Source organism: Armatimonas sp. (genome assembly GCF_964826245.1).
Genome location: NZ_CBAYMC010000176.1, coordinates 1 through 9595, shown reverse-complemented (window position 1 = coordinate 9595; position 9595 = coordinate 1). Strand labels below are relative to the sequence as shown.

At 59.3% G+C, this 9595-nt stretch carries 7 protein-coding genes; 3 read left to right on the top strand and 4 right to left on the bottom strand.

Annotated elements, in window-relative coordinates; all coding sequences use genetic code 11:
* A partial coding sequence (locus tag AC1XOS_RS15755) for a WD40/YVTN/BNR-like repeat-containing protein (RefSeq protein ID WP_481963178.1) occupies positions 1-1959 on the bottom strand: 1959 nt, incomplete at its 3' end.
* Between the two features lie 17 nt (positions 1960-1976).
* Here AC1XOS_RS15755 and AC1XOS_RS15750 point away from each other — a divergent pair.
* Entirely contained in the window at positions 1977-2957 is a 981-nt protein-coding gene (locus AC1XOS_RS15750; RefSeq protein ID WP_481963177.1) for an NAD-dependent epimerase/dehydratase family protein, read from the top strand.
* Positions 2958-3090: 133 nt separating this feature from the next.
* Here AC1XOS_RS15750 and AC1XOS_RS15745 read toward each other — a convergent pair whose 3' ends face one another.
* Genes AC1XOS_RS15745 through AC1XOS_RS15735 form a run of 3 tightly spaced genes read right to left on the bottom strand, consistent with a single transcriptional unit; the run spans position 3091 to position 7828 of the window.
* Complete coding sequence (locus AC1XOS_RS15745; RefSeq protein ID WP_481963176.1) at positions 3091-4065, bottom strand: 3-keto-disaccharide hydrolase; 975 nt, start codon at positions 4063-4065, stop codon at positions 3091-3093.
* Positions 4066-5490: a DUF1501 domain-containing protein gene (locus AC1XOS_RS15740; RefSeq protein WP_481963175.1), complete on the bottom strand. Its 1425-nt coding sequence runs from the start codon at positions 5488-5490 to the stop codon at positions 4066-4068.
* Complete coding sequence (locus AC1XOS_RS15735; protein WP_481963174.1) at positions 5480-7828, bottom strand: PSD1 and planctomycete cytochrome C domain-containing protein; 2349 nt, start codon at positions 7826-7828, stop codon at positions 5480-5482. Before AC1XOS_RS15735 ends, AC1XOS_RS15740 begins: the two co-directional genes overlap by 11 nt.
* 92 nt (positions 7829-7920) lie before the next feature.
* On the opposite strand from AC1XOS_RS15735, the gene AC1XOS_RS15730 reads away from it, so the two are divergent.
* On the top strand, positions 7921-8520 hold the full coding sequence (locus tag AC1XOS_RS15730; protein ID WP_481963173.1) for a PIN domain-containing protein: 600 nt from the start codon (positions 7921-7923) through the stop codon (positions 8518-8520).
* Between the two features lie 194 nt (positions 8521-8714).
* Positions 8715-9595: AAA family ATPase (locus tag AC1XOS_RS15725; RefSeq protein ID WP_481963172.1), on the top strand; the 881-nt coding region annotated here is incomplete at its 3' end.

Genomic DNA, 9595 nt, shown 5'->3' with positions numbered 1-9595 from the left:
AAGGCCAGGCTTCTTGGGGTCCTCACGGACGGTGTTCACCGGGGCATTGTCAGGCAGACCGGTGACAATGAGCTTCCAGGTCTTACCAAAGTCATCGGTCTTATAGATGTAGGGCTTGTTGTCATCGCAGCGCAGGCGGTTCACGGCGGCGTAGGCGCGGCCCGGCACAAAGCGACTGGCCTCCAGCTGGGCGATCTTGCTCCACGACGAAATCTCTGGCGGGGTCATGTTTGTCCAGTTCTTGCCGCCGTCCTGGGTCAGCCAGAGCAGGCCATCGTCGGTGCCGCACCAGATCACGTTGATATCTGTGGGTGAGGGTGCGACGGCGTAGATCACACCCCGGCGCTGCATGGTCTTACCATCACGGGAGACCGCTGCGAAAGATGCGGGGACATCCCAGGTCTCGCGGCTCAGGTCGGGTGAGATCGCTTCCCAGGTTGTGCCACCATCGCGGGTCTTGAGTAGCCGATTGCTCGCCAGAAAGAGCGTGTGCGGGTCGGCCTCAGAGAAGAGCATCGGCATGGTGCGTAGGTAGCGCAGGCCGTCTATTTTGGGCTGAATGCTGGTCACCTCGCCGGTCTTTTTATTGTACTTGCTGCCCTTGGAACCATAAATCAGATCGGGGTTGAGCGGGTCGGCGGCAACATAGGCGTACTCCTCGGCCCCGACCGGATGCCAGTCCCGAAACGTGATCTGGCCATCTTGCCCACGGCTCGCAATCCCTACCGAGCCGCTCTCTTGCTGGCCACCGTAGACCCAGTACGGAAACTGATTGTCGGTGCTGACATGATAAAACTGCGCGGTCGGCTGGTTGTACCACGAGCTCCAAGTCTCCCCCCCATTCACGGAGATTGTCGCGCCCTGATCCGCGGCCAGCAGAATAATCTGAGGGTTGGTCGGGTTGATCCAGATCGTGTGGTAGTCATCGCCACCAGGTGCGCCCTTGATGCAAACAAAGGTCTTCCCCGCATCGACAGATTTGTAGGTAGACGTATTGGCGGCATAGACCACATCGCGCTGCTTGGGATCGGCGCGCACCTCAGCAAAGTCGCTCCCACGGCTCCAGACACGCGGCTCACCGTTGGTGAAGGTCCAGCTCTTGCCGCCATCGTCAGAGCGGTAGATGCCGCCGCCCGTGGTCGCGTCCACCGTGGCGTAGAGCCGCTTGGAATCGAACACTGAGAACCCAATCCGCCCGAGGCCCTGTGCAGTTGTTGGCAGGCCCTTGGTAAGTGCCATCCAGGTCGTGCCGCCATCCGTGGACTTGAACAAGCCGCTGGTCGTTCCCTGCCAAACCCCATTCTCCCAGGGTGCCTGCCGCGCCGCCCAGAGCGAGCAGTAGACCGTATTGGGGTTGGTCGGATCAAGCGCGACCTCAACCGCGCCTGTGTTCTCGTCTTTGTAGAGCACGCGCTCCCAGCTCTTGCCACCATTGAGCGTCCGAAAGAGCCCACGCGTTTTATTGGGGCCATAAGGATGGCCCAGCACTGCCGCGAATGCACGATCCGGGTTCTTCGGATCCACACAGATATCGCTGATCTGCAAGCCGTCTTTGAGGCCCGTGTTCACCCAGCTCTTGCCACCGTCGGTGGTTTTGTAGACCCCATCGCCCACTGAGAGATCGGGGCGCTGAAGGCCCTCGCCACTGCCGACATAGATCGTGTTGGGGCGGCTCTGGGCAACCGCCAGGCACCCAACACTGCCCGTGGGCTGGCTATCAAAGATCGGCTTCCAAGTCAGGCCGTAGTCTGTCGTCTTCCAGACCCCGCCATTATTCACCCCGATAAAGAGCACATTGGGCTGGGAGATCACGCCCTCGGCCCCGACGGTTCGTCCCCCACGAAACGGGCCAATACAGCGCCACGTGAGGCAGTCGTAGCGCGTAGGCGTGACTTGCGCCACTGTGGGAAGCGTGGCAAGGGCAAGAAGCACGAGCAGAGCAAAGGCTTTGGCAATCATGCGGGTATTATACGCGCATGAGAATCTTGGTAACAGGTGCGACGGGAAAAGTCGGGCAGACATTTGTGAAGGCGTTTCTCGCCGACGAGCGTTTTAGTGGGGCGATTGTGCGGGCGTTCTGCCACAACCGGGTGCTGGAGACGAGCGAGCGGGTGGAAGTGGTGAAAGGCTCGATGTCGTCACGCGACGATGTCAAGCGGGCGCTAGACGGCGTGACGCATGTGCTCCATCTGGCGACTTGCAAAGAGACCCCCGAGGACATCATGGATGTCGCGATCAAGGGCTTCTTCTGGCTACTCGAAGAGGCGCGGCTCTCCCCGACGTTCGAGCAGCTGGTACTAATCGGCGGCGACGCGGGCATGGGACACTTTGTCTACCCGCACCCGATCCCCGTCACCGAGACCCAGCGCCACAGTGCCTACCAGGGCTGCTATGCTTTTTCGAAAGTCCTAGAGGAAGTGATGCTGGAGCAGTACTACATCCAGTACGGCCTCAACGGCTGCTGTTTGCGTGCGCCCTGGATCATGGAAAAGGACGATTTCAAGTACACGCAGAGCTTCGGCGACGATGTCTTTGGCGGCCCACGCTGGCGCGACTTAGTCGGGGCTGAGGCGGCGGACAGCTACCAGGCCAGCCAGACGGTCCCTGTTCTCTGCGATCCCGATGGCAACCCGATCAAGCGCAACTTTGTGCATGTCAGCGATCTGGTAACGGCGATCTTGGCGGCGCTGAACCATCCAAAGGCTCGCCAGCAGACCTTTAATATCTGCATGGACGAGCCCGTGGACTATGGCTTTGTGGCGGAGTATCTCGCCCAGACACGCGGCTTCCCCAGCGTAAAAGTCACCACCGAGTTTCACACCACCTGGCTCGACAACGCCAAGGCACGCTTTCTCCTCGGCTGGAAACCCATCTACGATACGGCCAAGCTCATAGACGCCGCCTACGACTACCAGCGTCCCACAGAAGATCCCCGAGTTATCTGGTATCCGGGGTAGCCACGCCGATTGTAACGGCATGGCTGTAGAGCTAAAGCTACAAAGGCCGTTCCGGCCATACCAAATTATGGCCGGAACGGCCTTCGCAGCCGAAGGCTCTTCAGTCCGGCCGTTCTGATCGGCCGGACAAAAACTACGGCTTGGGGTTCATGTCGCTCTTGGGTGCGGTGCCCTTGGTGGGCTTGGCGAGCGTCTTGATGTAGATATTCTTGAAGCTGGCGACCGTGTTGTTGCCGTGGCAGAGCTGGAAGCCAATCGGGCCGGAGAGAAACGCCTCGGGATCGTCGCCGTCGGCGGTCTTGACACCGTTGAGGTAGATCACGGTCTTGGTTCCCACATGGCGGATGTAGTAGTGGTTCCAGTCGTTCTTCTTGACAATCTGATCCGCATCGGCCTTGGGGAAGTCGTAGATCTTCTTGCTACGGCGGCGCTCGTCCCAGACACAGCCCCAGTACCCCTCGCCCATGTCCACCTGGTAGCCCGGCGCATCATCAAACGACGTCGGCTTGATGCGTGTGCAGACCCCAGAGTTGTAGCCATCCATCTTCACATCAATGTGCATCTCAAAGTCAGAGTAGTCCATGTCACTGAAGAGATAGTGGTGCTTGGGTGTGCTGCCCTTCTTGTCTCCCACAATCGCACCGTCCACCACCGACCAGTAGCCTTTCTCAAGGTTCCAGCCCTTAAGGTCTTTCCCATTAAAGAGCGATGTCCAGCCCTTCGCAACCGGCTTGCCGTCTTTCACGATACCGTCTGGGCCTTCGCCAAAGACCACTTCTCCAGGCCCAGGGTAGACGGGGTTGTACTTGGGCTTGGGTGGCTCCACGGGCTTGGCGGGCGCAGGTGGCGTCAGGCTCTTAGGCTTCAGCTCCGCCAGCGGCGCGATCTCCACACCCGCTTTTTTCGCCTCGGCGGCATCGTCAAAGCCCGCAAAGGAGAGGTTATGGAGCTTGTAGTAGTCGCCGCGGTAGTTGCGCTTGGGCTGCATCCCACTATGACAGTAGGTGCACTTGATACCCTCTTTTTCCGCAAACGGCGGCTTTGCCTGAGCGCTTGTCGCCAATATAGCAGTCAGCGGCAGTGCCGCCAGAATCGTCGTTGTTTTCATTTATACCAATGCTTTCTTGATTATTGTGCCGCCGGTGCCGGTGAGGCGCTGGTTGCGGCCATTGAAGAGATACGTCAGTTGCGTGTGCTCTAGACCCATGCAGTGAAGAATGGTCGCGTGGAGGTCGTTGATAGGGTGTGGATCATCGCCCGCCTTGTAGCCGACCTCGTCTGAGGAGCCCACGACCGTGCCGCCTTTGATGCCTCCCCCCGCTAGCCAGACCGTTTGAACGCCGGGATTATGATCGCGGCCCGCGCCACCTTGCGAGATCGGCATGCGCCCAAACTCGCCCGCCCAGACCACCAGAGTGGAGTCCAAAAGCCCACGGCGCTTGAGGTCTTGGAGCAGGCCCGCAATGGGCTTGTCGGTCGCCCTCGCGTGCTTGCCATGGTTGCTCTCGATATTGCCATGTGCGTCCCAGGTATCGTCGCCGTGCCCCCCACCCGAGTAGAGCTGGATGAAACGCACGCCGCGCTCGACCATGCGCCTCGCCAGGAGGCACTTGCGCCCAAAATCTGCTGTCTCGGGCTTGTCTATGCCGTAGAGCGCCTTGGTTTCCTCCGTCTCTTTTGCGAAGTCCACGGCTTCGGGGGCGGCCATCTGCATCCGGTAGGCCAGCTCGTAGCTCTTGATACGGGCATCTAGGTCGCTATCGCCGGGCCGGGCCGTGAGGTGCTCGTGGTTGAGCTGCGCGAGAAACTCAAGGTCCTGCTTTTGGTTATCGTCGCTGACTCCCGCACCAGGCTTGAGGTCTAGGATCGGGACGCCACTGGGGCGAAAGACCGTTCCCTGGTAGCTGGCGGGCATGTAGCCACTCGCCCAGTTCGGAGCGCCGCCAATCGGGCCGCCACGGGGATCGAGCATCACGACAAAGCCGGGGAGGTTCTGGTTCTCCGAGCCAAGGCCGTAGGTCGTCCAGCTTCCCAGCGACGGTGCCCCTTGGAGAATCGTCCCCGTGTTCATCTCAAAGAGCGCCGGGGCGTGGTTGTTGGAGTTGCCAAAGACCGAGCGTACGAAGCAGATGTCATCGACGCAGCCCCCGACATGGGGGAAGAAGTCGCTCACCTCGATGCCGCTCTTGCCGTATTTCTTAAAGGGGATCGTGCTACGCATCAGTGGCGCGTTGTTGCCGCCGCCAAAGGTCTTGATCTCCCCGGCAGAGGGCAAGGCGACACTCATGGTCTTGCCATGGTATTTATCGAGGCCGGGCTTGGGATCAAACGTATCCATCTGGCTCGGGCCACCATACATGAATAAAAAGATCACCGACTTGGCCTTGGCCGGGTAGTGTGACTTCTTGACCGTCTGCGCCTGTGCCTCATCGGCGAGAAGTGCGCTCAAAGCAAGCGCACCAAAACCGACTCCGGCGCGAGCAAGAAAGTCGCGACGGGATGTCGAGCGGGTGAAGTGTGGGCTAGTCGGCATAGAGGAACTCATTGGTATTGAACAGGACATGACAGAAATCGGCAAGGGCGGCTTGCTCGGGGCTGGCTTTCGTCTCAGCGCGGTGAAGCTCGGCTTTTTTGGCAAGAAATGCAGTCGCCTGTGCGAGCTGTGTAGGCGTCGGCTTGCGCACCAGCGCGAGGCGATAGGCAAGAGTCACTTGCGCCGAGGGATCGCCTCCGGCCTCCTTGGCGACGCGCTGGGCGAAGTGGCGTGCTTGCTCCCAGCCAAACTCGCCGTTGAACATCGCCAGAGCCTGCGGTGCGATCGTGGTGGCCTGGCGCTTGGGGCAGGTGTTGACCATGTCCGGGCCATCAAACACCTCAGTCATGGGGAGTGAGAGCGAGCGGCGCTGGAAGACATAGACCGTCCGACGGCGCTGCTGGTCCTCGGGAGAGTTCCCCCATTTATGTGTTGAGCCGGTCGCGAGCACCTCGCCCGAGACACGCGGGTAGATGCTCGGCCCGGCCATCTGTGGGTTGAGCTGCCCTGAGACCGCAAGCATGGAGTCTCGGATCGCCTCGCCCTCAAGTCGCTGCCGCCGCTGTCGCCAGAGAAGTGTGTTTGCGGGATCGAGCTTGGCCGCGATGGGATTGGCCCCAACACTTTGCCGATAGGTTGCGCTGGTCAGAATTGTTTTGTGGAGCTTCTTCAGGCTCCAGCCACTCCGGATAAGATCATTTGCCAGCCAGTCCAGCAGCTCCGGGTGGGTCGGCTTGGCACCGTTGCGACCAAAGTCCGAGGGAGTCGCGACAATTCCCTGACCAAAGTGGTGCTGCCAGAGCCGGTTGGCGATCACCCGCGCCGTCATTGGATTCTGTGGACTAGCGACCCAACGTGCCAGCTCCAGCCGCGCCTTGCCCGTGGTCACTTCTTCTTCTTTATCGCCACAGAAGCTCGTGATGTAGCCTGGCTTTACCGTCTCACCCGGCGTGGCGAGGCTCCCGCGCACCAGCACTTTATGGGTAATGGGCTTCTGGTTTTTGTCCGTGACGGCCTCCGCAACGCTATCAATCGGCCCGAGCTCACGATTCAGCGTGTCGATCTCCGCCTCGACTCCCTCTTTTTTGCGCTTGCGCTTGGGCTCCTCCGTGTCGCCTTTTTCGGCTCGCTCCGCTTCCTGCTGGGCGCGTTTTTCCTTGAGCTGCTCTTGGAGGGCATTGCGGCGTGCGATCAGCGTGGGGCTATCCACTTCACCAGGCAGGCGCTCGTCGGACCAGCGCGTGTTGGCAAAGAACGCCTGGAGCTTGTAGTAGTCTTTTGCGGTGATCTTGTCGTATTTATGGTCGTGGCAGCGCGCACAGCCCACGGTCATCCCCAGCATCACCGCGCCGACCGTGTCTGTGGCATCGTTGAGATAGTCCTGCCAGCGTCCCTCGGGATCGCGCGAGAGCTCGTCCCAGGAGCCCAGGCGTGCAAACCCCGTGGCGATAACGGAGTCAGCGGTTCGATTGGGGAGCAAGTCCCCCGCAAGCTGCTCGCTGAGAAACTGATCGTAGGGCTTGTCGGCGTTGAAGCTGCGGATCACATAGTCCCGGTAGCGCCAGGCACGGGAGCGGATATTGTCGGCCTCAAAGCCATGTGTTTCGGCAAAGCGCACCAGATCCAGCCAGTGCCGTCCCCAGCGCTCCCCGTAGCGCGGGTCCGCAAGTAGCTGATCTAAGAGCTTCTCGTAGGCATCCGGCGCACTGTCCGAGAGAAACGTATCGGTTTCTTGTGGGGTCGGGGGCAGGCCCACTAAGTCTAAGTAGACGCGGCGTAGGAGCGTGGTCTTATCGGCGGGCGGGCTAGGAAAGAGCTTTTTTTCCTCCAGCTTTGCCAGCACAAAGGCATCTATCGGATTTTTGACCCACTCGTCGCGCAGCACCGGGTTCTTGAGCTTAGGGCTTGCGGGATTTGTCGGCGCGAGGTAGGGCCAGCCCAGCTTTGCCTCGTCCACTTTTGCCCCTTGTGTGATCCAGCGCTCGATAGTCTGAATCTGCGCCTCTTTGAGCGGCGGCATCCCAATGGGCATCTGCGGCTGGTGCTTGCCACGCAGGTAGCCGATCAGCGCACTCGCGGCAGGCTTACCAGGGACGATCACTTTTTTGCCAAAGGCCGTTCCTCCCACAAAGAGCGCCGTGCCCTCCACCGAAAAGCCGCCCTGCTTCGCCTCGCCACTATGGCAGCCCGTGCAGTCGGCTTTAAGGAGTGGCTCCACTTCCTCTCGGAAGCTGACCGGCTTTGCATTCTTTGTGTTCTCCGCCTTCTGCCCCGACGCCCCCAGAGAGCCAACAGCAAGAAGCCCAATCAGAGGCAGTACTGCCATAAACTTGCGCATAAACCTATTTTACCAACTTTGTCGTAAAACCTGACCTGTTTGTTCCTCCAGAATTGGGAGGAGATCTCAGAAACATTCGCGAATCTGCCTTCATGTCCCAGCTGATCCTCATTGATTTTGAGAACATTATCCCGACAGATTTCAAGCACATCCCAGAGCAGGCCCGTGTTCTGATCTTTGTCGGGAAGCAGCAAGGCAGCATTCCATTCGATCTTGTCTGTGCGCTTCAGCCTCTGGGAACACGAGTGGAGTGGATCAAGGTCAGACAAAGCGGAGAAAATGCCGCAGACTTTATCCTCGCCTATGAGCTAGGCAAGTACCTCACTAACAACCCAACGCGCCACGTTACGATCCTCACCAAAGACAAGGGCTTCGATGCACTCGCCCAGCATGTCACCCGTGGCTCACGGCGTTGCTGTCGCATTGAGAGCCTCACCGACCTTATTGCCGAACCTACTCCGAAAACCGAGCTGCCTGCGAAAGTAGCTCCCCCCTCAGGAGCCGAGGATATCCTCAAAGTGCTTCTGACTTACCCCAAAGCTCGCCCCACCAAGCGCAAGCCTCTGGAGAACTTTATTGGTAACCGTCTGAAGGTAGCGCCCGAGGCAGTGCCTCCTGTTATCGCGGAGCTGATCCAGCGTCAGAAGCTTCAGATCGACGAAGGCACAGAGAAAGTCACTTACCACTTTTAAGCTCTGGTTCCACGAAATCTCCACCGCCTCCGCAAGGTGTGCGAGTCCGAGTGGGACAGGCTACTGATCCCACCCGCTCTCCGGGCACTAACCCGCTTCGTTGAGTACAGACACATAATTGCACGGAAAATCATTAAATTATTTCCGATATGTTTCGAAAGCAGAAACGACTGTGGTATGATGTCACTTCCCCTATGCAAGTAGACCTACCAGATTTCGCGCTCGTTGTTCTTATCGGCGCGAGTGGCAGCGGCAAGAGCACCTTCGCAAAAACACATTTTTTGCCGACGGAAGTGCTGTCGTCGGACTACTTGCACGGCGTTGTCTGTAATGTACAAGAGCATGCCCCCAAGCCGCTTCTGGAGGATTTGATTGGTCGAGCGAGCCGTGCCGTCCGAGAGTTCTGCCTCATCGAGGGTTCCTTAGAGCGCCCCGAAGAGGCTTGTGCCTACTTTGCCAAGAGCGGCTTCGACGAGATCATCTGCCAGGAAAAGCACATGGGCAGCCGCGCGGTCGTGATTGTCTACCGGGACGAAGCCGTGGCGCAGAATCGCTTTGCAGAGCTACGCGAGGCGCTTACGGAGACAGAGCTCTGGCAGGAGCTAGAAACTGACTGGCTGATTTTAGACAGCGAGCTACTTCCCTGGAACGCAAAAGTGCAGGGATTGTTACAACAGCAATACGCACCCGTGGGGGTCGCAGGGGCCGTACGCTTGAGCGCGGCACGCAGCCTGACAGAGCAGGCAACGTCGCGTGAAATTGCCGAATGTAGCGCTCTGGCACAACGCTTGCGAGAGAGAGAAACCCGGCTCGCGGCGTACCAAGCCCAGCTATTGGCTGCCGAGGGGCGCACGCTACTGGAGCAAGATCATCTCTGGCACATGCAGACCCTCGCACGCCCTGCCGTCGTCTCAGAGAGAGTTGTCGCAACTGAGTTTCGGACGCTTTCCCCAAGCGATCCTTCACAAGTGAAGGAGCTGGGCGCGTGGTGGGACAAAAAAACAGAGGCAGGTACAGAAGGAATTGTGATGAAGACTCGCGAATCTATCCCGGTTCGGAACTTGATGACTTCTCT